Below are 23,336 nucleotides of genomic sequence, written 5' to 3'. Positions count from 1 at the left end.
CTATTTTTCAGAATGAAGGGTTATGACCGTGATTTCATTGGGCATGTTGAGCCTGAAAGGCACTAAGCCGCCCAGCCCGGCCGTAACGTAGAGGTAACGGTCGCCCTCTCGGTAGAGACCGTAATCTTCTCGTTGTCGGAGTTGGGTGGGCCGCCATCCGAATAACTGCATCTGCCCACCGTGGGTATGGCCGCTGAGGGTCAGCTGTGCGCTGGTTCGGGGCAGTACGGAGCGTCTCCAAGCCGAAGGGTCGTGCTGAAGCATGACGACAAAGGCATCCTTCCCGATACCCTTGGTGGCTTTTCCGTAGTCCGACCGGTTGGGAAAAGGAGGGCGGCCGTCGTTCTCTGTGCCACAGACTACAATTGAGTCGTCATGATTTCCCTTTCCGTTAGCCGGACTATAATAGTATTTTTGATTATGCACTTTGACGACTATATGCTGATTGCGCAGCACTCTCCATCGCAAATGCTTTTCCTCTTCCTCCACAATTCTGCGCTCGTTGGCAGCCTTCTCTTCGGGATTGTCCTTCACATACTCCGTATAGTCGTGGTTGCCAAGCACGGATAACGCACCTGCCATACCATTATATAAGGTGGAACGGAATTTCTCTATTTCTCGCGGACGCATATTCTGCAAGTCGCCGGTAAAGACGACAAGGTCGGGACGCTGATTTCGGATGCTGTCCATTTCACTTGCAAGAATGAAACTGCGCCAGCCATCAAACGTTCCTACGTGAATGTCGGATACGTGGACGATGCGGAAGCCGTCGAACGAACGTGGCAAATCCTTGAAAGTAAGGTCTACATGCTTCACCTGTACGGACGAAAAGCCAAGAGCAAGCCCGTACACGTAAATGAAAAAAGCCATCACGCCGAGGAAAATACCGGCATAATGCCCCCAGTTGGTGTGGGTGTGAGTGATAAACTTACGTGTTATCCAACCGAAAAAGGAAGAAACGGCAAAGATAACCTTGGGAAAGACTATCAATCCCAACAGAAAGAGATAGGTATTCAGCCATGTCAGGTCGGCAGGGGCAAAGTTTCGGATGGAGGCCAAGCCGCACGTGTAAACCACCATGCCTATACAGGGCAGCCACCATAATAGCCTCAGCCACCAAGATATATGGTAGCGTTTGCGGAAATAGTGCAGGTCAATATACCAGTCGGACAGCACTATCGCCAAAAGCAATGGTATGACAATACGGGCTATCATTTTCTATATTCTCATTTGTCGGGAAACCAACTACCTGAAAGCAAGTGCCTCTCCCCGGAAATTACCGTTCAGCATGCCGTTATCAAGGACTTGACAGCCGTTGCAGAACGTATGAACCACCTGCCATCGGTATTCGTGTCCCTGCATCGGACTCCATGCGCACTTGCTTTGGATGTTCTCTTCCGTTACCGTCCAAGGATTGCCGGGCCGGACAACCACAATGTCGGCCTTGAAGCCTCTCCGCAGGAATCCGCGGTGGCTGATTCGGAACAGCGTCGCAGGATGATGAGCCATCAGCTCAACCAGTTGCTCAATGGAGAGGACACCCTCGTCTACCAGCTCGAGCATGGTAACGAGCGAAAACTGTATCATCGGCATGCCCGAAACAGCACGGGCACAACCTCCCTGTTTCTGACTGAGAAGATGTGGAGCGTGGTCTGTGCCTACGGCATAGATGCGCCCGTCGGTCAGTCCGCGTCGCAGGGCAGCCCGGTCGGCCTCAGTCTTGATAGAAGGATTGCACTTGATGAGTGCACCCTTGGCCAGATAATCCTCCTTCGTGAAGTAAAGATGAGCCGGACAAGCCTCCATCGTAACCAGACGACGCACGGCGGCATCGTCAAGAAGCGACAATTCACGGGCCGTGGTAACATGTGCGATGTGCAGACGGGTGCCATGCTTCAGTGAAAGTTCCACCGCCAGACTCGATGACCGCCAGCAAGCCTCCTCGCTGCGTATTTCCCAATGGTGGGAAATGTCGGGGTCGTCGCCGTATTTCGCCTTGGCAGCAGCCATATTGGCATTAATGACACCAGAATCCTCGCAATGCGCCATCACCGGCAAGCCGAGCTCAGCAGCCAGAGCAAACACATCTTCCAACGCCTGCCGATTGTCAACAAGCATATTTCCCGTAGATGCCCCCATGAAGAGCTTGATGCCGGGGATTGCACGAGGGTCGAGCGTCCTGAAACTATCAATGTTCAGATTAGTCGCACCGTAGAAGAAACCGTAGTTTACATGGCTGTCGCGTTGGGCAATCAGCATCTTCTGCGACAGCGCACCAGCGGTCGTAGTCTGCGGATTCGTGTTCGGCATATCAAGAAACGACGTTACTCCCCCAAAAGCGGCAGCCCTGCTCTCGCTCTCAATCGTAGCTTTCCCGGTCAGACCCGGCTCGCGGAAATGTACGTGCTCGTCTATGACGCCCGGCAAAACGAAGCAACCCGTGGCATCGACGGTCTTGTCGTAGTTGCCACGGGGTGCCTGTCCGTTTTCCCAAATCTCTGCTATGCAGTCGTCTTCTACCACGACAGAACCTTTATAGCTCCGTCCTTCATTGACGATTGTTCCACCTTGGATGAGTAGCCTCATAGTCTTTACAATTTGGTAAGTTGATGATGGGAAGCCTGCAATCCTGCCGCAGGGTACGGAACATGAGAATACGGGAAGGCCGTTGTCTGCCAACAGCCAGTCTCCTCCTGCACGCTTAGTCCGCCACCGAGTCGCCTGCCATCTCTGCCGGGGTCGGTGGGGCAGCAGGAGCATCGGGCATTGAACCCGGAACCGGAGCCATCGGGGCAGCCGGCTCAGCCATACCGCTCATTTCCTTTTGAGCCTGCAAGTAGTTCGTATAGAGCATCTTCACCTGCGGATTGTTCTTAAACGCATCCGTAGCCTTTGTCATCACGAACTCTATCCACGATGGCAGCTGACTGACAGCGTTCACATAGAGATAGTCGTTCATCCATACAGGATAGGCATTGGGCGTTGTATCGTAAGTATATCGGGTGATAAAGCCCCACGGGCCAAGGACATTGTCGAAGTTATCGGTAACAAACTGCGTAAAGAGCTTGTCGCCCTTGGCATATACCTGCAACGCTTTCTTGATGAGGCGTGCGTTCACAGTCTCCTCATCCTGTCCGTTCAGTATGGCCGCACTCTCCTCGTGGTCAAGTTCAACATACTGATTGCGCAGCTGGGTAAACTTCGTCCAGAAAGCATTCAGCTTGTCGTTCAGCGGCGTACCGCTGACCTGCTGCTGCGTATTGTCCAACTTCAGCATAATATTTCCCTCCTCCAGCACAATGGGGAAGGGAAAGCTGATGTCGTCCATGAAAATCTGGGCAATCCGAACCGTGTCAAGAGTACCCTGAAAAGAGAACTGTCCGTGCACCACATCGCAGGAATCAATGTTCTTCAGTGTGTCGGCATGGCTGACTTTCAGGTACAGCTTCTGCCCGTCCAGACTGGAAACATTGGATGTCCCCTGAATATTATAGGAGCCGGCACAGGACGCCAGCGTTACGAGGGGTAGTATTGCGTAAAGTACTTTGTTCATATAGATACTTCTTGTTCGGTCAGACAAATATACAGCGTATCACTGACGTTACGAAAGTTTTTCATTCAAATTAAGCCTTTTCCCTCCTTTTTAGCGTTTTTTCAGCCTCATGCGCGTTCCTCTTTCTTCAGTTCGTAGCCAATGCGATGGGTTGTGTACATCTCCAATATGGCTGCTATAAGGAGGAGCACCACCCAATTGTGGTGGAATATGTTCACGTAGGCAGTATATCCGCCCAAGGACTGTGCGATGAAAGGCTGGAGTATGTGCCACGAATCCTCCACCATGAAGCATCCGGACAGCACGAAGGCCACGTCGGCAGCCGTCATAATACGGCGGAGCCGCCGTATTGTCAGGCTCGTTCCGTCGTAGCGTTGCCGCATCTGCATCGTAGCGAAGAGCACAGCCCCTGCCAGCATAATCCAGCAGACGACAGATTGATAAAGAAAAAATGCGTACATGCCTGCCCCGGCTACCATCAGCAGCCCGCCGAACAGAAACAGAAAACTCTCCGTCTTAGTCAGTTGTCTCATACTTAGATTCGTTGTTGACCGGCTGCTCGTCGTCGCTCAGTACGAAAATATCCTCGTCGTCAGCCTTCATAAAATAGCGTTCGCGCGCTATCTTTGCGATAGCCTTTGGATTACGCCGCAGTTCTTTCAGCTGCTTGGTATCGTGCTGATACTGCCGGTCGTACTTTTCTATTTCCGCCTTCAGGTCGTTTATCTGATAGGAATATTCAATGCGCTTCATAAAGCTGTTCTCATCCAATACGCCTACCATCAGCAATCCTGCCACCGCAACAATCTGATAGCGGAAGCGATTGAGGAAAAAGAAGATATGCCTTGTGAACTTTGCCACGTTTTCTTATTCGTCTTTGATTTACGACCACCGCATGTACGTCTCACGAACCATGCCCGGGTCTATATTCTGCAAAAGTAAGCAAAAGAATGGAATTGAGGAGAAGAAGAATTGATTATTTGGGGCTTATTAACAATTTTCCCCTCCACGGTGCTGCCTACCAGCCCATCCGACCGCATCTCCGTATTGCTTCCGCCCATTCAAACCCTACAGCTTCACGGGGAGTATTCCATGGACGGATATCCGGCAAATAAGCGTAAACAGCACAAACACCGACAGAAGCAGCCTTGCCCGCCTCCACCCAAGAACAGAGCCCGCCATCATAAGAACCTGCCTCCGTACCGTTTCCCAAAAGCCCCTGCCGTTCTGTCCAAATCGCCATGACCGGCTTGTTTTTTCACGACAATAGTGCCGTATATCGGAGTTTTTAGCTAAATTTGCAGAAACTATCGGATTATAAACTGAATATGGACGAATATATCGTATCGGCACGCAAGTATCGCCCGATGACTTTCGACTCCGTGGTCGGTCAGCAAGCCCTGACGACAACGCTGAAGAACGCCGTCAAGAGCGGAAAACTTGCTCACGCCTATCTCTTCTGCGGTCCGCGAGGAGTCGGAAAGACTACCTGCGCCCGCATCTTCGCCAAGGCCATCAACTGCGAGCACCCCACCCCCGACGGCGAAGCGTGCAACGGGTGCGAGAGCTGCAAGTCGTTCAGCGAGGGACGAAGCTACAATATCTTCGAGCTGGACGCTGCCAGCAACAACTCCGTCGAGAATATCAAGACCCTGATGGAGCAGACCCGCATCCCACCGCAGGTGGGACGGTACAAAGTCTTCATCATAGACGAGGTGCACATGCTTTCCACCGCTGCCTTCAATGCTTTCCTGAAGACGCTGGAGGAGCCGCCTGCACACGTCATTTTCATCCTCGCCACCACTGAGAAGCACAAGATTCTGCCCACGATTCTGTCGCGCTGCCAAATCTACGACTTCGAGCGGATGACAGTGCCGGACATCATCAACCACCTCAAGCAGGTGGCGGAGAAAGAAGGAATAGCCTACGATGAGCAGGCACTCAGCGTCATTGCCGAGAAGGCCGACGGGGGGATGCGCGACGCTCTCTCCATCTTCGATCAGACAGCGAGCTTCTCTCAGGGAAACATCACTTATCAGAAGGTCATCGAAGACCTCAACGTGCTTGATGCCGAGAACTATTTCCGCATCATAGACCTGTCGATGGAGAACAAGGCGGCAGAGATTATGGTACTGCTGAACAACGTCATCAACAAGGGATTCGACGGCGGACACCTTGTCAACGGACTGGCCGCCCACGTGCGCAACGTGCTGATGGCAAAGGATGCACAGACCCTTCCGCTACTCGAAGTGAGCGAACAGCAGAGGCAGAAGTATCAGGAGCAGGCGCAGAAATGCCCTACCCAGTTTCTCTACCGCGCCTTGCAGATAATGAACCGCTGCGACGTGGAGTACAGGCAAAGCTCCAACAAGCGGCTCTTGGTGGAACTGACGCTCATCGAGGTGGCACAAATCACACAGAAAGAAGACGAGGTGCCCGGGGCGGGGCGTAGCCCTAAGCGTTTAAAATCCCTGTTCAAGAACATCATTAAGAAGGCTCTGCCTAAACCGGCTCCGCAGGTGGCCGGGGCGAGCCGTAACCACCAACATGGGCAGCAGGCCGGACAGGCCGACGCAGCCGACGACACGGTACAGCCGGCAGCGCAGACCGCAAAAACGGCCATACCGGCAGCAGCTCCGCTACCCACTACTCCGAAAATCAATCTGGGTTCGCTCGGCATGTCTTTCAACAATCTGCTCAATGAGGGCAAGGAGAAGAAAGTCGTACAGGACGACCCGGAGATAACCAACAAGGACGAGGAACAACAATTCACCGAGCAAGACCTGATAGTGGAATGGCGCGGAATGTGCACGCGCATCGGAAAGACCGATGCAGGCATGGCGCGACGGATGAAGAACCTCGTGCCCAAAATCACCGAGTTTCCCCACATAGAAGTGCTGGCCGAGAACAAGATTCTGCTCGAAGAGATGCAGGTCTTCAAGGGGCGAATACGCGCTACAATGGCACAGAGGCTGCACAACGGGAACATCAAGGTAACATTCCGGCTTGCCGACCAAGGCGAAATCAAGCCTATGCTCACACCCCGAGAGGAACTGGAGAAGCTGAAGAAGGAAAACCATTCGGTTGCCAAACTGGTTGAGGCCTTAGGACTGGACTTGGCATAAGGCGGTTCGCATATCAGAAAAATATTGACAACGGAAAATCTCCGTTCGGCAATCATTACGGGACAACAATCCCTCCGATTAGCTGGAAAAGCAGACAGAGACAACCAAAACGGCACTTTCGTATGGCGAAAGTGCCGTTTTCGCATCATGACAAAGCCCCTTTCGCAAGCCGGTTTTCCTCTCAAAGACAGCCGAAAACATATCCCCAAACCGCGAAAAGGTGTCATTCTGAACAGAAAACAAACACAACGGGAACGACACCACGCCATAACTGATTAATAATCAACAACTTACTGAACAGCAGCGAGAATCGGATATTTCTGTCAGCAACAAGGATTGTTCAGGAATAACGGCTGAATTTGAAGCGAAATACCAATATTTCAGGACAAAAGAACAGGCAGAACACGAAGATGAGAACAGAATATCCGATAAAAAGAAAAGATTTAGGAAGGAAATCGGAAAATATATCTTACCTTCGCAGACCGAACAACCAACATTTTCAATCTTAACGATTAAGGTATATGAAAAAATTCTTTTTATTCGTTGCACTTGCAGTATTGCAACTGCAGGGGGCAACGGCTCAAGGACAAACATCGAACGACGACGTCATTCTCCACGCTTGGTGCTGGTCGTTCAAGACCATCCGGGAGAACATGGCAGACATTGCCAAGGCCGGATACACCGTCATACAGACTTCGCCTGCCCAACACTGCGTAACCGAGGTAAGCCGCGACAAGGGAGGAGGCAACCAGCTCTTCGGCCACGGCAAGTGGTACTACCAGTATCAGCCCACCGACTGGAAGATTGGCAACTACCAGATGGGGACGCGCGACGACCTTGTCGAACTGTGTAGGGAGGCAAGGAGATATGGCGTGAGAATCATTGTCGACGTACTGCCCAACCATACTTCCCTGAACGATTGTCAGGTAGAGGAGGCTCTCGACGCGGCAGTGGGGGGACACGACAAGCTCTATCATGCCAACGGATTTACGGAGATAAAGAACTATAACGACCGCCTGCAGTGCACTACGGGACAGATGGGCGGACTGCCCGACGTGAATACGGAGAATCCCGACTTCCAACACTACTACCTTATCTACGTCAACGACCTTCTGGCCTGCGGTGTGCGTGGCTTCCGCTACGATACTGCCAAGCATATCGGACTACCGAGCGACCCGAGGGACCCGAGGTCGCCCGAGAACGATTTCTGGGATGTGGCAACAGGACGGAAGGCAGTAAAGGGACTTCGGTTGGCTCTTCCGGCAGACAGTCTCTTCATCTACGGCGAGGTGTTGCAGGATGCCAACGTGAAGGAAAAGGAATATGCCGATGCCATCGGTGGAGTAACGGCAAGTTCGTTGGGATGGTGTCTGCGCCACGCACTCGAAGGCAACGAGTGGAAGAAAGACGAGATAGCCACCTACTGCCACCCGGCCCGGCCAACGCAGTTGGTAACGTGGGTGGAGTCGCACGACACCTACTGCAACCAGCACGAGAGTGCCGGCCTGACCGATGCACAGATTCGCATGGGCTGGGTGTTCATCACCGCGCGCCAGTTCGGCACTCCGCTCTTCTACAGCCGTCCCGACGGCAGCACGCCCGACAACGTATGGGGCAACAACATTGTTGGGAAGAAGGGCAACGACGCCTTCAGGCATCCCGAGATTGCAGCCGTTAACAAGTTCCGCAAGGACATGCACGGACAGCCCGAAACGATTGTCTATGGAAACAACGACAAGGTTGTGGAAGTGGCGCGAGGCAAGAAGGGGGTTGCGATTATCAATATTTCGTCCGAACAGCAGACCGTCAGCATGCCGACAACATTGCCTAACGGCAAGTATAAGGACGCCGTCTATGGGACTACCTTCGTGGTAAGGAAGGGCGTCCTTACGGGTACGGTGAAGGGACTGACCTCATATATTCTGTAGAAAACATCCTGATTGCCCTTTCAGACAGCAAAGGGAGAAAAAGATAACGGGAGAAAAGAAACAGGGCTGCGATGATTTCGCAGCCCTGTTTGCATTGGCAGGCGAAATGGCACTGCCGGCAGGACAAGGCAGTACGTCCTTGTCCTCTCCTTTTTCTGTATCCGACGGGGCAGTTACCCTGCCGTATTGGGAAAGTCGTTGGGCGAAGCAAACACGCGGTATACCATGTAATCGCCGTCTCCATGAATAGCAAACTCATTGCCGACAGCCTCGTTGAGCGTACCCTGCCAGAACTCGCCGAAAGGATAGGCCTCCCATTTCAGCCCCTCGCTTGACAGCTGACGGCAGGAGGCATTGAAGATGCTGACCTGCTGCCCCGGCACAGTCTTGAAACGGGTATCGCCCGAAGCCGGGACAAACCATCCGTAGTCGGTAATCATCGTGGGCATAATGCCCAGTTGACGATAATAGTAGAGCATCAGCGAAATGTTGCCGAGGGTATGGTCTTCACGCTTGCCCGTTGCCCCAAGGTAGCAGAAACGGGGCACTCCATGCCCCGGGGCGTTCATCGAAAGGTGGGAACGGGCAAAGAGGGTGGCCTTGGTGAGGTCGTTGTATTCCTGTTCCGAGATTTGGTGATAGATGGGTTCGTAGCGTCGTTTCAGTTCGGGAGAGAGCGAATCACCGTCGCCCACGACGGCAGCAGGCTCTATGCCGAGTTCGAGAAGCCCCGCTAATGCTCCGTCGCAGACGAAAAGGTTCTTCGTCTCGCGCAGGATGCGGAGGGATAAGGGATGATTCGGAAAGTCGCCGGCAGCGAGTATGACAGCCTCCCACTTCTCTTCCGAGAGGAGGGAAGCCCCGACAGGCTGCCCGCTGCCAGTCTTCTGTGTATGAATAGTTTCTTTTTCGGTGTTATGGGGTATCATTCCTGTTCTGTCTTGATTCGTCAATGGCTATTGCAGTTGCCTGTTCCTGCCCTTTGCATATATCGGTTCCCATGCGTCTCCGTCAGGCACTCGCCTTCCCAAAAGGGCTTGGCAGCAGGCTTTTCTTCCACTTAATATATCCTGCCACGGCTATGCTCACATACAGGGCATAAAGTCCTGCGGTAAAGGGAATCCCCTTATAAGCATACAGGACGGAAAGCTCGATGTCTACAACTATCCATATCCACCATTGTTCTATGTATTTCCGCGCCAGTGCCCACAGCCCGATGAAACTCAGGGAATTGCCAAAGCTGTCAAGAACAGGGACGGTTGAGTTCGTAAAACGGACGAGCACAAAATAGAGCAAGCCCCATAGAGCAAGGAAGACAAGCAGAGAGGGCAGAACGAACCGGCGGGGATAATGAGTGATGGGGATTTCCTCGGACTGCGCGTCTCTCTTCTTCCCGAACTTCCAGTAAAGGAATCCGTAGACGGCAGCGAGGGCATAGTATATCTGCATGCCGAAATCGGCATACAGCCCAGCCTCGTAATAGACGAACATATAGATGAGCGGCATGATGATACCAGTCAGCCAAAGCCAAATGCTCGCCTTGTACTCCTGATAAATGTAAACGAGTCCGACAACGGAACCGACGATGTCAAGTACTTGATAGTCCATAAAGCGTCATCCTCACCCTCCCTTCAGGGGAAGGGGAATACGGGTGGGATGTATGTAAAGGGTTATATCTGTTTATCTTAAAAGCTCTCTCCATATTCTCCCTAAAGGAGAAAGACGGCACGACTGACAGGTGTAGGCCATAGAGGAAACCCGTCCCCCTCCCCTTTCGGAGGAGGACGGGGAGAACCTTTAGAACTTCAGCGTGATGTTGCCCATCATGTTAAACCCTGCCATAGGGATGAAACCAATCTGCGTATAGCGGTTGTCGTTGGGATGGCCGTCGCTGTCAAGGATGGTGCTGTAGACCCACCCGCTGGCTGCATAACGGCGGTTGAATACATTGTTCAGGCTGATTCCGAAGACGGCTTCTTTCAGACCGACGAACCGTTTGCCCGGATGGAGCGTGTAGCTGACGCTGGCGTTACTCTGAGAGTAGCAGGGCAGCGAGCGCGTTGCGTTCTCGGTGTTGTCGAGATACTGCCGGCTGACAAAATTAGTGTGCCATACCGCCTCTATGCCCTTGTAGTGGAGGTTGAGAAAACCATTAAGAATGGCAGAGGGAGAAAAGGCAAGCGAAGAGTGGGAATAGTGTATTTGGCGGTAGCTGTCGTCCCAGTTTTCACTGGCCATCTCGTCGAAATCCTTAATGATATTGCGGCTCAGGGCAGCATTGCCTTCGAGCGTCAGCCACGAGAGAGGACTCCACCCGGCCTCCAGTTCGGCTCCCATGCGATAGCTGCTCTCAATGTTCGTGGTCAGATTCTCGCCGATGTCGCTCTGCGCACCCGTCTGTACAAACTGGTTATTGTAGTACATATAGTAGAGATTCACGCCTGCATGCCAGTTTCTACCATTGTATTGATAGCCCAGTTCGACGTCCATCATGCGCTCCGGCGTCGGTGCGGGATAGCTGCCGTTGTCGGTAAAGTTGTTGCGCTCGGGTTCGCGGTTGGCGTAGGCGATGGAGGCGTAGGCCTTGTGTCCCCCACGGTAATAGCTGATACCGGCTTTCGGGTTGACAAAATCGTAACGCTCGCTGATGTCGAGCAGCTGATTGCGGTAACCGTCGCCCTCCTTATAGAACTTGTCGTTAAGTCCGTCGGTCTTATACTCTACGTGGCGGTATTGCAGGTCGGCAAAGATGTTCCAGTAAGCAGCAAAGCGGTAGTTGGCCTTTATGTAACCGCTGTAGTCAAACTTGCGGGCATCAGAATCGTAATATTTGTAGTCGGCACCACCGGGACGGAACTTTGCCTCTGCCTCCTCGTTCTTTATATAGGTGAGGTAGCCAAAATGACCACCCCGGAACTGCTGAAGGTTGAGACCACCGAGTACATTCCAGTGTTCGTCCTTGTAATTAAGGTTATAGACGATGCCGTAGGTGTGCTGCGAAAGTCCCTTCTTGCGCACAAAATCGGACTTCTTTATGAAGTTGCCGTCCTTGTCGTAGAAGGTCAGACCGAACTTGGCAAACTTAGCGTTCTGCTTCAGCTCGCTATAGTAACCGAAGCCGTAGGTATAGTGCAGGGCTATGTTGTGGCTCCAGTGCGCCGAGGGCTGAAAGGCAAATGAGAGGATGTTGTGGTTCTGATAGAAGTTGTCGGTGGTCTTATTCCAATACGACCCGTCACGCATCGTGTAGCGTGCGGTCGTGTAGTTGCCGTCGGCATCCTTGACGAAACCCTTCTCATCAGTCAGAAGATACTCGTAGAGTGGATTATACTTGCCCAGTCCGCGTTCGTACAAGTCTTTATAAGTGCTGATACCCGTCTTTGCGCCGTATGTGCCGTCCATCAGCGTGAGGTCGTCATTGCCCGTTACGACACCGTTCCACGCCTGCCCCGTCTTCTCGAAGTTGCCGATGTTCTTGTAACTGATGCGGAAACGGTCGTCCAGCCACGTCAGTCCGCCATAGTAAGAACCCGAGCGTCCGCCCGTGCCGTGGATATATCCGTCGGTCGTTGTCTCGTGATAGGCTCCGTCGAAGACAAGATGGCCGAAGAGCAGACCCGTAGAGAACTTGGCACCTACATTATATGTACTGTACGAACCATAGGAGCCGGTCAGCTCCACGCTTGGCTTGGTATCGGGCGCACCCGTCGCCAACGACACCGATCCGCCGAAGGCACCGTCACCGTTGGTCGACGTACCGATACCGCGCTGTATCTGCACACTGCCGAGCAACGAGGCGTAGGAGTTCATGTTTGCCCAGAACACCGTCTGGTCTTCGGGCGAATTGAGTGCCACACCATCGAGAGTAACGTTGATACGGCTTCCGGCAGCACCGCGGATGCGCATGGCCACCGTGCCCGTTCCGAGTCCGTTCTCGCCCCACGCCAGCACACCCGGTGTCTGCGAGAAAAGGAACGGCAGTTCGCGTCCGCCTTTCGAGAAAGTCTCAAGTTCGTTTTTCTTTATGTTAGCCACAGCGTACGGCGCAGTCTTCTGCACGCGCACGCCTGCCACAACAACTTCCTCCAGCTGCTGATTGGCGAGGGTGTCTACCTGTGCCTTTGCTCCGGCAGCACAAACAAGTGCGGCGAGAACAGGAATATCTTCTTCATATTACTCTACAAGTATAAGATAATGTGATAAAGGGGACTTTTCCCTACGACGGCATTACCCGTATCAGGTCTATGGGTATAATCTCAGCAAGCCCAAACAGGCCAGCACCCCCTTAGCTTCCATTCTGAAAGCCAATGCAAAAGTACGATATTCGGCTTGATATTACAAATAAATCATACGTAAATTAAACTTCTCCCCATCATTTACGGAATATTCCGGACCAACAAGCCCCTCCCCGACCATATTTTACCAACCCTGTCTCTCAAGGAAGATTTTCAGTCCCGTCCCCGGACCAAGTCCCGGAGGCAACCTCAACAACACAGCATCATCTTGAGAAAAGGGAAGAAATTTCCTGCCAAACAGTCCCGTAAGCCACGTTTTTTCCGTATATTTGCCCCCTGAACTTCATACATACAACCATGATTATAGGAGACCTCAGGGAGAGCAGCCGCTACCACGGCCTGCACCCACGGATGAAAGAACTATTCGACTATGTTGCCCAGCACGACTTCTCCGCCCTTCCTCCCGGGCGCATCACGATAGACGGAGACCGCCTCTTCATCAATCTCGACGAGGCGGACCTCATGCCCAAGGCACGGCAACGACTGGAAGTACACCGCCGATACATTGACGTACAGATTCCCCTCGACAGGGAAGAAGAGTTCGGATGGTCGCCCCTGTCCTCGCTCGGCAGCCCCGACACCGCCTTCGACCCGTTGCACGACTGCGGCTTCTACTGCCGCCCGGCATCCGCCTACCTCACCGTCTGCCCCGGGCAGTTCGTCGTCTGCTTCCCCGAGGACGCCCATGCACCACTCATCGGAACAGGCCGGCAGCGTAAGCTCGTCGGGAAAATCCTTATATAACAGGCTTCCCCTTCACCGATTTCCCCATGCAGGAATGATGCCGCAAGAACCTCATAGCCAGACATATACACAGCTACAACGCCCAACATCCCCAACCGCCTGACAAAAGTGCCCGTTTCGCATGGTCAAAGTGCCGTTTTCGCACTGCGAAAACGGCACTTTCGTTTTATCGCATCGCCACTTTCCTGTTTTCAGCTAAACAATCTTACCGCCTTGCAGGAAGTTTCCCCACAAACACCCAGCAGGACTTTAGCTTGCCGCCCTTGTCTGGCAGCAATTGCGAAAAGACACTGTCTTCGTTTTCCCTCGCTATCGGATATTTGCGATTCATAAACCATACAGAATCGTTGGTGCGGTAGAGATTCATCTTTACGTAAGGCATATCCTCCTTATAGTAGCCACCTGTTTCTCCCAGAAATTCATTGTCGGGAAAATCTTGTATCAATACGCCTTCCGTCAGTCCCTCGCTTGTTATGGTGTGCGAAAGAATTCCGTTGGAGTAAACCCATCCCTTCCACAAGGTGTATCGACGATTACCAATGGCTATCGGAGCGGTGTTGAAATCAAAATCTGCACATTCCAACACGACAATATCATCCTTGAACCGTTTTAGAATCTCCTTTTGGTCGGGCAACCTGTCCGACAAATCAGCATCTAAGGCATAAGTTCTCCGACCTTCTGCCGGCCTTGGGCAGCCTGTCTCACTCATCTTGCATCCGAGAAGAAACAGGCAAAAAAATAGTGAAAGAATCTTCTTCATCGTCCATATATTCATGTTGCCATTGCACCGTCAGCAATGCTGACTGCCGGGGCGTCTTGACAGGAAGCAGCTGTCAGCCTGTCAGCGATTTTAACATTTCCGTCTTTGATAATCAACACATTACAGAGGTTGACAGAATGACAGGAAATTAATGAAAACCTAAAGCCGCACCTTTGTCCATACTCACGGTAAGGGTGTGTCTCTCTTTGGCGAGAGGCTGGTGAATCTTTTTTCTATCGCATCCATCAACGGTGTCAGTTCACGGTTGTGAATACCGCCATAGCGGTCTTTGCCCGTCAAGGAATAGGCTATGAAAAGTCTGCGCTTGGCACGCGACATGGCGACGTAGAACTTACGGGCATCCTCCTCGTCTTGCCGCTTGTCCTTGTTGTAGGCGTTGGGATAACGACCATTGGCGGCATCAAAGACAATGACATTGTCAAATTCCAAACCTTTCGCCTTGTGGACGGTGGTAACGTAGACACGTTCACGGATGCTGCGGCTGTTGCAGAAGTCGCTTTCCTTTAGCGTGTTGATGTCCATCATATAGTGCGACAGCTGTTCAATCAATGCGTTCGGAACGCTGTCGTCTGTCAGCATGTCCATATCCAAATAGCGCAGAACATAGTCCAGCCGCTCTATATCTCCGACGACCTGCATATCCCTAAAGTATTCATAAGCATGGCAGAGGGTTGCCGTCAACGCCTTTCCACCTGCTTCAGCCAATGTATAAAGGTTTTGATAGTCTGAGAGGAATAATTCCCGATAAGCCGAACGGAACTTACCGACAAAGGGCAACACCTTCGGATGATGGAGAAATGCCTGCTGTGCCTGAACTTTCTGCACGGCTTTCCCGGCACAAAGACGGACAAGGCTCACCGTGGCCCCTACGTCGTCAACGGCCTGATGGGAGTTCTCGCCCACGAGGCTGAAATTCTCAAGCAGAGATTCCAACCTGTAGGAAGAGAGGTTGGTCTCCATGAGACGCATCAGCTTCAGGGAATCGAAGCAGCGGTTCGGACGGCTGTGCATCGAAACACCGAGATAGCGGCGGAGATTATGGTCGAGGATATTATAGTCGTAGTTCGCGTTATGTCCCAAAAGTACGGTATCGCCTGCGTAATCCAAGAAACGCTGCAAGGCCGCTTGGGAGAAAGAAGTTCGCCACGCTCAAGTTTGGAGTGATAAAGGGCGTAGAGCGGATTTTCCTTGTCGCCCAACTGCTGTAGGAGTGGACGTCGGGTTTCGATGTAAAGGTCGAGCGGTTCGCCGACAACCTCCCCGTTGCGTATCTTCACTGCCGCAATCTCTATGATGTCATCCTCGAATACGTTCAGACCTGTCGTCTCCGTGTCGAAAACTACGATTTCGTCCTGATTATATGTTTGCAGGAAATCGGAAACGTAAGTGTTGCCTTCGTAAAGCAGCAAGTCTGTCGGAGAGATGGCAAGCTGTTTCAGCTTGTGGACAAAACGACGGGCAAGTGCGTTCGATTCAAAAACTTTCGTACTTCTCAATATCCGTGTCCACGAGAGGCTGTTGTACTCATTGCCCAACACATTCAGGTGAGCCGTCAGCAGTTTCATGGCAGGGGTATCGAAAAGGTCGCGCCCCGACACCTTGAAATGGCTGAGCTGCTTTCTGTTCATTACCCTGCTCAACTTATCGGCATCGGCATTTGAACTGACGATGACGGCTGTTGTTTCACGTTTATCAGCCTCATGGCATTGCAGAGCCATGTCAGCAACAAGCTCCATCTCTTCTTCCATGGTATTACTGGGCATAATCAGCAAGTCTCCGGAATGTGCCTGTCGGGCGTTGTCGGTAACGGGCAGCAGCTCGCGGTCTATCTTCAGCTGCTTCTCGGCATAGTCGTTGAACACGTCGAGCAGGTATTTCGGTGAACGATGGTTCTTCATCAGATGGTGGATGTTACCCTTACAGCGCAGCTTCAGCAGTGTCAGGGTCTCGACTTTGGCTCCCATGAAAGAGAATATTGCCTGCTGTTCGTCCCCCAAATACATCACCATCGGGGCTTGCGGAGCCGTAAGCAGGTCGATGATAGCGAGCTGCATGGCGTTCAAGTCCTGCACCTCGTCCACCTGAATCCACGCATACCGCTTGCAGGTCTCGTCCTCACTATAGATGTCGTAAGTGCGAAGCAGCAAGTCCTCGAAGTCAAGTATATGGTGCTCGGTCTTATACCGTTCGTAGCAAGAGGCGTAATACATTTTCCAAAGAAGATGGCGCAGCTTGTCTGCAAGTTTCCTGTCCATTCCCGGTACATCCGCCTCATCCAAATGCTGCTGTGCATTTCGGTAAATCTGTACTACCGACTCCTCGTTGTATTCCATACGCTGCGACTGGCAGATGCGCTTCACCGCATCGCGGTCGTCGTCCGTAAAACATTCAGGATGGAGGAAGTATTCCCACGGATGTGCCCTTTCCATCTGATACATAAAATGCGAAAAGAAGATAATCTCCTGATAGCCTTTGAATCGGTTGAAATCGGTCATTACTCCGTCTTCGCTCTCGTTCCTGTAGTCAGCAATGATGCTGACAGCCTCCTCGTCGTCGATGATTGATGTATCAGCTTCCACCTTGTTTTCCTCGAACAGGAACTTGGAACAGAAATGGTGCACATTGCCCACTTGCAGATTCTCCACCTCCGTATCGGCAATCGTTGCATGGATGCGGTTGAGCATCTCCCTTGCTGCACGGTTGGTGAACGTCAGACACAGCATATCCTCGTACCGCACGCCCTGTTGGTGTGCGTACCTTATCCGCTCAGCAAGAATGTGCGTCTTGCCACAGCCCGGCGGAGCCAGTACAAGGTGGTATCCGTAGCTGGCCTCAACCACGGGCAGCTGATAGTTGTCTAATATTGGCATTTTTGTATTTGTTTCCATAGATTGTATTCTATTTTTTTCTGTCAAGAATTACCTTTATCCCGAAAGAAGCGATACACATAGGCAATATTGTAAAAACAGACCATAGCAACAACACTACAAGTATTGCTTCCATATCAAGAATAGTTACTCCATCATCCAAATAATCTAATAAGAAAAACAAACAGACAAGGACAGAAGTTGTGGCTACGTATGAATATCCCAACAATTTCCACCACTGGTCTCCCTTATATATCTTCCACGCTATCATTCCACCAACAAGAAACACTGGCAGAAAAAAGAACATGATTTCCCAATCGCTTTCCTGAGACCAAAAGACAGAGGAGCCGAATATAGCGACAAGTGCCATCATTGCCTCGTATATTAGAAAATGTCTGCATCGTAGCTTCATGACGGAATAGTCTTCTCTTATTGCAAAAGTAAGAAAAAGAAAGGAAACAACCTACCATTTGGCCGGAAAATAGAATTATAACTTTGTATCGGACTTATTACACAAATATACGATTATACATATAGTTCCAATTCCTTTTACCTATGCCACTATAAGAATTATCTAATCAGCTTGACTTTGAGGAGTTTCTCATCGCCAACCAGCTTTGGGCAAGAGGCAATTGATAAAATAAAGAAAATGTAGAAAAACAGGAAAGATTTAGTCAAGAATTTCACCAAGACCTGATGGATTCATTCCATCGTCATCTTCTAGTAGAAGACGATAGTAACAAGCATTTGCTGATAAGCCGCATCTACGATATGATTCCTTCGCAAATGGAAAATAAAAAAGGGATTGTTGCAAAAAGACACAAGACAGAGTGGAAGACAGATTATAGTATCTAAAACGATTATAATCAAAACGACCATCGTGTTGGAAAACCTTCCACTCTATCATAAAGTCATCCCCGTTTGGAAAATCCCAAGCGGGGATAGCCTGTATCATATCAGCCTTAATCGTTCAAACGCTGAAAAGCATGCGGCAGATACTGAATAATGTCGCTTGCCATCAGGCTCTCCTTGCCAAGCTCCCTGACAGCCAAGTCGCCGGCAAGCCCATGCAGATACATGCCTACGATACAGGCATTGGACTGGTTATAGCCACGGGCAAGCAGGGCTGTAATGATACCTGTCAGGACATCGCCGCTTCCGGCCGTTGCCATACCACTGTTACCAGTCGAATTGAAGACAACATGCCCGTTGGGAAAACAGAGCGCACTATTGTGTCCCTTCAGCAGAATGTATGCCTGAAGGTTTTGCGCCAACTCCTGTGCCTGATGCAGCCGCTCGAAATCTCCACCGGCAGGAATCCCGACCAAACGCTCCAGTTCGGCAGCATGCGGTGTCATTATTATATCGCGAGGCAGCTGCTGCATCCATGCACGATGGTTGGCAAGAAGATTGAGGGCATCGGCATCAGCTACTACGGGACACTGAGCACGGCGAATTTGCGAAATCAGGGCTATGGCAGTATTTTCCAAACCTCCCAAACCCGGCCCAATACCCAATGCGTCAAACCCATCGGTATCAACTGCCTCTGAAAAATAAGTCTCCTCATAATCCATCTGCAGTACCGCCTCCGGCACACTGATTTGCATAATCTCGTAGTTCTTCTTCGGAGTATGAACCGTAACCTTCCCAGCTCCCGACCGCAGACAGGCACGGGTAGCCAATACTGCCGCCCCTGCCATACCGTAACTGCCGGCCACAATGAGAGCCTTCCCCATGCTGCCCTTATGGCAAAATCGCCACGACCGAGCAGACGGGAGCGAACATCCATCTCTTCAAGCACCGAATACTGTGCATCAGTATTCTGGATAAACTCCTGACTGAGACGGATGTCAATCACCTTTAGGCGTCCGATAAACTGCTGAATATCACCGAAAAGGAAAGAGAGTTTCTTCTGATGGAGCGTCAGCGTCAGGTCTGCATGAATGATATTTGCGCGGACATTGTACGAATTGTCCTCAGCCATCAGACCCGAGGGCATGTCAATACTGACGACCTGAGCAGGGCTTTGGTTGATATACTTTACCAACGACGCAAAACCGCCTGCCAAAGGCTTGTTGAGACCCGACCCGAAAAGACCATCTACCACGAGCATGTCAGCAGTCAGCTCGGGCGGGTCGAACTTTGACGTTACTTCTACAAAATCTTTCAGATGTTTGTCTATCAGGCGCTGACGGTTCGTTATGCAATCTTCGGACAGATGGTTGGAGATATTAAACAGATAGACCTTTACCTCATAGCCTTCCTGCAACAGCAGCCTCGCCACGGCAAGTGCGTCGCCACCGTTATTACCCGGACCGGCAAAGACCACCACTGGGGTATTGCTGCCCCACTCTTCGGCAATGGCGCGGGTAAGGGCATTGGCAGCCCGCTCCATCAAGTCAATCGACTTGACAGGTTCATGTTCTATTGTATATCGGTCAAGCTCATGTATCTGAGCACTCGTAAATATCTTCATAACAGACGCAAATTTACAAAATAATTGCTAATCGTATGGGGTTGTTCGGCAGATTTTTCGTAATTTTGCGCAAAATAATAGATTTTTGAACAATGAGCCGAGTTACAATTAAGGACAAAACGTTCGAGACTTCCATCACCGAAGCCGAGATTCAGGAAAGAGTTAAATGCGTGGCAGAACGCATCAACAAGGATTTTGAAGGCAAAAATCCACTTTTCCTTGCCGTGCTGAACGGCTCATTCATGTATGCTGCCGACCTAATGAAGAACATCACCATCCCTGTGAGATTTCATTCGTAAAGCTGGCGTCCTATCAAGGCACGACATCGACAGGCAAGATAAAGGAAGTCATTGGCCTGAACGAAGACATCCGGGGAAGGGAAGTAATCATTGTAGAAGATATTGTGGACACGGGTGCGACAATGAAGCGCATGCTTGAAACACTCGGCACACGCGAGCCAGCAGGACTGCACGTCTGCACATTGTTGCTAAAACCGGGCAAACTGACCGTGCCGCTGAACATTGAATACACGGCCATGGAGATTCCGAACGACTTTATCGTCGGCTACGGACTCGACTACGACCAACAGGGCAGAAACTTGAGAGACATTTACACTTTAGTAAAGGAATAATGAAGAATATAGTTATTTTCGGTGCTCCGGGTGCTGGGAAAGGCACGCAGAGCGACAAGATGATTGAGAAGTATGGTTTCGGACATATCTCTACTGGAGACGTGCTCCGTAACGAAATCAAGAACGGTACAGAACTCGGCAAGACCGCCAAGGGATATATCGACAATGGTCAGCTCATCCCCGATGAACTGATGGTCAGCATCCTTGCCAGTGTCTACGACAGCTTCGGCAAGGAGCACAAGGGTGTCATTTTCGACGGTTTCCCACGTACCATCCCCCAAGCCGAAGCTCTCAAGGAGATGTTGGCAGAGCGCGGACACAACGTGGCAGCGATGATAGAGCTGTTTGTTCCGGAAGACGAACTGATGAAGCGTCTGATTCTCCGTGGTCAGCAGAGCGGCCGTTCCGACGATAACGAGGAGACCATCAAGAAGCGTCTGAACGTTTACCACACGCAGACCTCTCCGCTGATAGACTGGTACGAGCAGGAAGGCATACACCACCACGTAGAAGGTCTCGGCACCATTGATGAGATTTTCGGAAGAATAGAATCGGTAATAGATAATCTGTAAAATAAAAGCCTCCCCAAGCCCCCTCCAAAGGCAGGGATGTCTGATTACGCCCATAGCGGCAAAGTACTCGACTCCCCCTTCTTTGAAGCAGCTTAGGGAGGCTTTTCATAACCATATATGGAGTCCAATTTCGTAGACTATGTGAAGATATACTGTCGCTCAGGGAAAGGCGGCAGAGGTTCAATGCACCTTCGCCACGTGAAGTACAACCCCAACGGCGGCCCTGACGGTGGCGACGGTGGCCGGGGCGGAAGCGTGTATCTGCGCGGAAACCACAACTATTGGACGCTGCTCCACCTGAAATACCAACGCCACGTCTATGCCGAGCATGGTGGAAACGGTAGCCGCGACAAGTGCCATGGTACGGACGGCAAGGACGTCTACATTGACGTGCCCTGCGGAACGGTCGTATACGATGCTGAAACAGGCAAGTATATCTGTGATGTAGCCTACGACGGACAGACCGTGATGCTGCTGAAAGGCGGCCGGGGCGGACTGGGAAACTTCCAGTTCCGCACCTCCACCAATCAAGCTCCGCGCTACGCACAGCCGGGTGAGCCTATGCAGGAAATGACCGTAATACTTGAACTGAAGCTTTTGGCCGATGTCGGACTCGTGGGATTTCCCAATGCAGGCAAGTCTACGCTTCTTTCAGCACTCTCCAGCGCAAAGCCGAAGATTGCCAATTACCCCTTCACGACCATGGAACCCTCGCTCGGAATCGTAAGCTACCACGACCACCAGAGCTTCGTCATGGCAGACATTCCCGGCATCATTGAAGGAGCAAGCGAAGGCAAGGGACTCGGACTACGATTCCTGAGACACATAGAGCGCAACTCTCTCCTGCTGTTCATGGTACCGGGCGACACCGACAACATCAAACACGATTATGAAGTGCTGCTCAACGAGCTTCGGCAATTCAATCCCGAAATGCTCGACAAGCACCGCATACTTGCCGTTACGAAAAGCGACCTCCTTGACGAGGAGCTGATAGAGATGCTGCACGACGAACTGCCCACCGACCTTCCTGTCGTCTTTATCTCTGCGGTTACAGGACAAGGAATTGACGAACTGAAAGACGTGCTTTGGCGTGAACTCAACGCCGAAAGCAACAAGTTGCAGGAGATTACTTCCGAAGACACATTGGTACACCGCAACAAGGACATGAGCCGTTTCGTAGAGGAGCTGCATGCCGAAGGGGCCGACATTGACGATGTAGAAGAGGTTGGCCTTGACGAACTCGACGAGGTGGAGGACCTTGACGACTTTGAATATACGGATGACTAAGCCTATCCTGCACTATTACCCGCTGCCTGATGGTGTCGTAGCCTTCAGCACAACCCGGCATGGTGGTGTGAGCAAGGGGAAACTTGCCACGCTGAACATCAATTCCCACCATGGCGACGATGTCGCTGCGGTAGCCGAGAACCTGCAAGCCGTTGCTGCGGAGATTGGCGTTGATGCAGACCGCATTGTCCGTCTGCATCAGATACACGAAACCTGTTGTCTACCCATATCGGAAGATTTTTTCCTCCAGCCCACCACCATACAAGCCGAACAGGCGGAAGGCAAGGATGCTGTCGTTACCAATTGCCGTAACGTCTGCATCGGAGTACATACGGCTGACTGCGTTCCCATTCTATTTTACGACTCTGTCCACCACGCTGTCGGAGCTGCCCATGCCGGTTGGCGAGGTACGGTGAAGCGCATTGCACAACACACCGTAAGACGAATGACCGAACTTTACGATACGGAGCCAAAAGACCTGAAAGTCGTCATCGGCCCTGCCATTTCCGAAAAGAACTTTGAAGTAGGGCAGGAAGTCTATGATACCTTCTCCGATGCAGGCTTCTCAATGGAGGACATCGCACGAATGCACGATAAATGGCATATAGACCTGCCTCTCTGCAACCAACTACAATTAGAGGAAATAGGCGTCCCTGCCTATCATATCCATCAATCCGGCATCTGCACCTACGACCATTCGGATGATTTCTTCTCCGCCCGTATCCTCAAAGATGGCTTCGGAACTATCTACACAGGGATAGCCATACCCACCTCCGACTCCTCTCCAAGGGAGAAAAGATAGAAATGGCCCTGCAAACGTCTCTTTCAGGCATATCCTTATTCATCAGACCGATAACCCCCACTGCGTAGTTGTTCTTTATTTTTCAGCCTTTTCCCCTTGTGGCATGGCTTTTTCCGTCCGCACAACTTAGCCTGATTCAAAAAAGTTCTCATATATTTGGTATTATTCTCCAAAAGAATTATTTTTGTAGAGAATAATCTTTAAAACTATAAAGCAATTTGAAAACCACTCACAAAGTTACAACAAAATGTTGCCGCAAAAACATGGATAGATAC

Annotated in this window: 16 protein-coding genes, 3 pseudogenes and 1 riboswitch; of the genes and pseudogenes, 7 read left to right on the top strand and 12 right to left on the bottom strand. The window is 51.3% G+C overall.

What is annotated here, in order from left to right:
• The 5 genes from JCM15908_RS01660 to JCM15908_RS01640 form a co-directional block, all read right to left on the bottom strand.
• Window positions 1–1,215 (bottom strand): metallophosphoesterase, encoded by a 1,215-nt coding sequence (locus JCM15908_RS01660; protein ID WP_025002014.1) that lies wholly within the window; start codon window positions 1,213–1,215, stop codon window positions 1–3.
• 30 nt (window positions 1,216–1,245) lie between these two features.
• Window positions 1,246–2,586, bottom strand: coding sequence for a dihydroorotase (locus JCM15908_RS11620; protein WP_036892531.1), 1,341 nt, complete (start codon window positions 2,584–2,586; stop codon window positions 1,246–1,248).
• A 115-nt stretch (window positions 2,587–2,701) separates the two neighbouring features.
• A complete protein-coding gene (locus JCM15908_RS01650) occupies window positions 2,702–3,553 on the bottom strand; it encodes a DUF4369 domain-containing protein (protein ID WP_025002013.1) in 852 nt (283 codons plus the stop codon).
• 107 nt (window positions 3,554–3,660) lie between these two features.
• Window positions 3,661–4,086, bottom strand: a complete 426-nt coding sequence (locus tag JCM15908_RS01645) for a hypothetical protein (RefSeq protein WP_025002012.1) — start codon at window positions 4,084–4,086, stop codon at window positions 3,661–3,663.
• On the bottom strand, window positions 4,070–4,414 hold the full coding sequence (locus tag JCM15908_RS01640) for an FtsB family cell division protein (protein ID WP_025002011.1): 345 nt from the start codon (window positions 4,412–4,414) through the stop codon (window positions 4,070–4,072). Before JCM15908_RS01640 ends, JCM15908_RS01645 begins: the two co-directional genes overlap by 17 nt.
• A gap of 467 nt (window positions 4,415–4,881) precedes the next feature.
• Between JCM15908_RS01640 and JCM15908_RS01635 the strand changes: the two genes are divergently transcribed.
• Both JCM15908_RS01635 and JCM15908_RS01630 read left to right on the top strand, forming a co-directional pair.
• Window positions 4,882–6,678, top strand: coding sequence for a DNA polymerase III subunit gamma/tau (locus tag JCM15908_RS01635; RefSeq protein ID WP_025002010.1), 1,797 nt, complete (start codon window positions 4,882–4,884; stop codon window positions 6,676–6,678).
• A gap of 521 nt (window positions 6,679–7,199) precedes the next feature.
• Window positions 7,200–8,606, top strand: a complete 1,407-nt coding sequence (locus tag JCM15908_RS01630) for an alpha-amylase family glycosyl hydrolase (RefSeq protein ID WP_025002009.1) — start codon at window positions 7,200–7,202, stop codon at window positions 8,604–8,606.
• A gap of 173 nt (window positions 8,607–8,779) precedes the next feature.
• Here the strand turns inward: JCM15908_RS01630 and JCM15908_RS01625 are convergent, their stop codons facing one another.
• From JCM15908_RS01625 to JCM15908_RS01615, 3 genes are all read right to left on the bottom strand, one after another.
• Complete coding sequence (locus tag JCM15908_RS01625) at window positions 8,780–9,535, bottom strand: thiamine diphosphokinase (protein ID WP_025002008.1); 756 nt, start codon at window positions 9,533–9,535, stop codon at window positions 8,780–8,782.
• An 82-nt stretch (window positions 9,536–9,617) separates the two neighbouring features.
• On the bottom strand, window positions 9,618–10,214 hold the full coding sequence (gene pnuC, locus JCM15908_RS01620) for a nicotinamide riboside transporter PnuC (protein ID WP_025002007.1): 597 nt from the start codon (window positions 10,212–10,214) through the stop codon (window positions 9,618–9,620).
• Between the two features lie 189 nt (window positions 10,215–10,403).
• Complete coding sequence (locus JCM15908_RS01615) at window positions 10,404–12,767, bottom strand: TonB-dependent receptor (RefSeq protein WP_036892528.1); 2,364 nt, start codon at window positions 12,765–12,767, stop codon at window positions 10,404–10,406.
• A 35-nt stretch (window positions 12,768–12,802) separates the two neighbouring features.
• A riboswitch (TPP riboswitch) is annotated at window positions 12,803–12,901 on the bottom strand.
• Between the two features lie 297 nt (window positions 12,902–13,198).
• Between JCM15908_RS01615 and JCM15908_RS01610 the strand changes: the two genes are divergently transcribed.
• Window positions 13,199–13,645 (top strand): NanQ anomerase/TabA/YiaL family protein, encoded by a 447-nt coding sequence (locus tag JCM15908_RS01610; protein WP_025002005.1) that lies wholly within the window; start codon window positions 13,199–13,201, stop codon window positions 13,643–13,645.
• Window positions 13,646–13,850: 205 nt separating this feature from the next.
• On the opposite strand, the gene JCM15908_RS01605 is transcribed toward JCM15908_RS01610, so the two are convergent.
• From JCM15908_RS01605 to JCM15908_RS11610, 4 genes and pseudogenes are all read right to left on the bottom strand, one after another.
• Window positions 13,851–14,405 (bottom strand): hypothetical protein, encoded by a 555-nt coding sequence (locus tag JCM15908_RS01605; RefSeq protein ID WP_234396349.1) that lies wholly within the window; start codon window positions 14,403–14,405, stop codon window positions 13,851–13,853.
• A 183-nt stretch (window positions 14,406–14,588) separates the two neighbouring features.
• Window positions 14,589–17,314: pseudogene (locus JCM15908_RS11615) on the bottom strand (3'-5' exonuclease).
• 10 nt (window positions 17,315–17,324) lie between these two features.
• Window positions 17,325–17,666, bottom strand: a complete 342-nt coding sequence (locus JCM15908_RS01590; RefSeq protein WP_159101292.1) for a hypothetical protein — start codon at window positions 17,664–17,666, stop codon at window positions 17,325–17,327.
• Between the two features lie 589 nt (window positions 17,667–18,255).
• Window positions 18,256–19,769 (bottom strand): annotated as a pseudogene (locus JCM15908_RS11610) (NAD(P)H-hydrate dehydratase).
• Window positions 19,770–19,861: 92 nt separating this feature from the next.
• Between JCM15908_RS11610 and hpt the strand changes: the two are divergent.
• The 4 genes and pseudogenes from hpt to pgeF all read left to right on the top strand — a co-directional run bounded on the left by hpt (window position 19,862) and on the right by pgeF (window position 23,061).
• Window positions 19,862–20,400, top strand: a pseudogene (gene hpt, locus JCM15908_RS11605) (hypoxanthine phosphoribosyltransferase).
• Complete coding sequence (locus JCM15908_RS01570; protein WP_025002001.1) at window positions 20,400–20,972, top strand: adenylate kinase; 573 nt, start codon at window positions 20,400–20,402, stop codon at window positions 20,970–20,972. The pseudogene hpt and the gene JCM15908_RS01570 overlap by 1 nt, the downstream one beginning before the upstream one ends.
• Before the next feature lie 117 nt (window positions 20,973–21,089).
• Window positions 21,090–22,259: a GTPase ObgE gene (gene obgE, locus JCM15908_RS01565; RefSeq protein ID WP_025002000.1), complete on the top strand. Its 1,170-nt coding sequence runs from the start codon at window positions 21,090–21,092 to the stop codon at window positions 22,257–22,259.
• Window positions 22,252–23,061: a peptidoglycan editing factor PgeF gene (gene pgeF, locus JCM15908_RS01560; RefSeq protein ID WP_025001999.1), complete on the top strand. Its 810-nt coding sequence runs from the start codon at window positions 22,252–22,254 to the stop codon at window positions 23,059–23,061. The genes obgE and pgeF overlap by 8 nt, the downstream gene beginning before the upstream one ends.
• Window positions 23,062–23,336: the final 275 nt, after the last annotated feature.

The sequence above is a fragment of the Prevotella dentasini JCM 15908 genome, assembly GCF_000614065.1.
Taxonomy (GTDB): domain Bacteria; phylum Bacteroidota; class Bacteroidia; order Bacteroidales; family Bacteroidaceae; genus Prevotella; species Prevotella dentasini.
This window is presented reverse-complemented; position numbering and strand designations above follow the sequence as displayed.